At 51.8% G+C, this 2,683-nt stretch carries 2 protein-coding genes; both read right to left on the bottom strand.

Translation table 11 applies throughout. The features are described from left to right. Positions 1-58: 58 nt before the first annotated feature. Positions 59-1,888 carry an alkaline phosphatase gene (locus tag VN105_RS22115; RefSeq protein WP_325644291.1) on the bottom strand — a complete coding sequence of 610 codons (1,830 nt, stop codon included), beginning with the start codon at positions 1,886-1,888 and terminating at the stop codon, positions 59-61. A gap of 242 nt (positions 1,889-2,130) precedes the next feature. Further along, the coding region (locus VN105_RS22110) for an alpha/beta hydrolase (RefSeq protein WP_325644289.1) at positions 2,131-2,683 on the bottom strand (553 nt) is incomplete at its 5' end.

Here is a 2,683-nt window from a genome sequence, read left to right as displayed (position 1 = left end):
TATAATCAGCGTAATCCTGAGTCAGACAAAATCCGCGTGCGCCGAAGGCGCACCAGCATTACTCACCGAAGCAAGTGAGCATCTTGTGGAAGATCTCGTTGTTTTCGTACACACCGCGGAACAGCTGGGAATTGGGTCCGTAAGCAAATACCATTACGGGGATACCGGTATGGTCGTTGGTAGCGAAATGCCCGCGTAAAGTGCCTTTGGCGATATCTCCATCCATCAGGGCGAGGCCGCCGGTTTCATGATCGGCGGTAACGATCACGGTAGTTTGTTTGTCCTGGTCAGCGAAGCGAAGGGCTTCTCCTACGGCTTCATCAAAGTCGAGCATTTCCCGCACCAGGTAATCCAGGTCGTTGAAATGGCCGCCGTGATCTATGCGGGAGCCTTCCACCATCAGAAAGAATCCTTTGCCGGAAGCATTGAGTTGCTGCAACGCCTTTTTCAGCGCAGTTTTCAGGTAGCTGCCCCGGCCATTGCGCATGGAGGTAACTACTTTGTTGCTCAGGATCACGAGCGTACGGTTTTTCGTAGTGGCGTCCCAGTTATCCAGGTTATCATAGATGCGGATGCCGGAGGTGGCGGGTTGCCTGCCGAAATCTTTCTCCAGTTCTTCTCTTCCGCCACCCACAGCAAGATCCAGCTTGCTGTTCAGCAATTGCTTTTCCAGGGTGTAGGTGCTGTCGCGGTCGGCAGTATGGCCATAGAAAGAAGCAGGTGTGGCGCCGGTAATTTCTTCCGTCACAATAACGCCGCTCCGGATACCTTTTGGAGCCAGTATTTCGGGGATTACGGGGATGGACACATAGGTATTGTCGAGCCCGATGGCGCGGTTATGTGTTTTGGCGCCGGCGCCCATTGCGGAGCCGCCTGCGGCAGAGTCGGTATGGTAATTATCGGTAGACTGGGTTTTGGATAAACCCAGCTGTTTCATCTGGAATATATTCAGTGCGCCTTTGTTGGCGGTATACCCGGAAAACATTTCCGCAAGACCGGTACCATCGCCTATCATCAGGATCACGTTTTTTGAGCGTACCTGTGTGGCATCGGATGCAAAGGATGGAGTATATACTTCATGCACAGGCATATCGGAAGCGGTAGTGCGGCTGGTGTTGTGCAGTACGTCATACAACTCCTCCGGGTGGTCGCTGCCGATCCAGTCGGCGCCGAGGTCCATCAGCTTGTAGTAGGCAGACCGGGTAGAGGGCGCGCCCCAGAAGCGGAAGGGGTGGCCTTGCTGGTGTACTTTACTGATAACGGCTTTTACTTTTTCCAGTTCATCCGGCACCAGTGTTCCTTTACCGTTCCAGTTGCTGTAGGAGTGAAAATCCACGCTTACCATGGCAATCCGTTGCTGTAACGCTGCCGGGTATACGCTGTCGGGCCGCCCGTCGAAAAAGAAGATAGGATCATACTTTTGCCATTCTTCCATGGGTGGCAGGTTGCCGGATATCACCAGTTTTACGGCGGAGGGATTGGTATTGCGGTCAAAATATTTCCGGTAAGGAAGCAGCAGTTCCTGTAATGCGTGCAGGGTAGGGGCGCCGGCTGTTTTCAGGTCGATCAGTAACTGCATGGGGGCATTGCCTTCATAAGGTTTGCCGTTGTAAAGGGAGAACTGCCGGAGCACTGGTTGCAGGTACATTTCCTTAAAAGTGCGGAACGGTTGTATGGCAGTGGCATCGTGTGCTACGTATAAAACGCCGTTTTTAAGATGCACATCCGCTTCAATAGACCCAAACTGCAGCGCAGCCGCTGCATAAAAAGGAGTGGCCCGCTCATAGTCGTTATGAGAGTGGGCCTGCGCCATAGTATATTGTTTTATTTGTGCGGATGCCCCGGCGGCCATCATTACACCGGATAAAAAGAGCAGTGCTTTTTTCATTGTATGGTAAAAGATAGTTTTAAAAGTTTCAGCGGGCAAAGGTGGTATAATCCTGTTAGCATGTGGCATCACCTGTGTTTATCTTTATGTTAATTCCCGGCAGAAAAAATCGATTTAGTTAATACTTCCGGCGTCATATAGCTTATTTACGCGGTAAGAAAAAGTGGAATAAATTAAAATGGAAATAACAGGTTAAACGTTGCCGGCAGGTAATAGAATTTGATGAGATGAGCCCTGCGGCATCAGAGCGTTCGCCAGTTCTGCACAAGTTCTTTCAGCTGGTTTTGTCCTTCCGGCCAATCGCCGAGCCCGGATTCGCTGTTAATGTGGCCCTTGGCTCCTGCATTTACAAAGCGGCTTTCCCAGTGCTTTGCAAAAAAAGCAGCCCTTTCCAGCGAACAGAAAGGATCGTTGGTGCTGGCAACAATAATACTTTCAAAAGGTAGTTTAACCAGGGGAATAGGTGTAAAGCCGGTTGCCTCCGGCGGGAACCCGGGGCGCTCTGCATCTGCCGGCGCCACCAGTAATGCGCCGCGGATCTTCCTGTTGGTTTGCCCTGCCCAGTGCGCCAGTGCAATACAAGCCAGGCTGTGCGCTGCTATCACTACCTGTGGCCCGGCTTCGGCTACCGCTTTCTCTATTTCCGCTACCCAGTTGGCACATACCGGCGTATTCCAGTCTGTTTGCTCAATCCGTTTGGTGCCGGGTATAGATTGCTCCCATAGTGTTTGCCAGTGTAAATCACCGGAACTCCCCAGCCCCGGCGCGGTCAGTACTTTAATTTCCATGACATAG

This window comes from Chitinophaga sp., from assembly GCF_035564935.1.
Taxonomy (GTDB): Bacteria; Bacteroidota; Bacteroidia; order Chitinophagales; family Chitinophagaceae; genus Chitinophaga.
The sequence above is the reverse complement of the archived record's forward strand: the minus strand, read 5'-3'. Positions and strand labels throughout refer to the sequence as shown.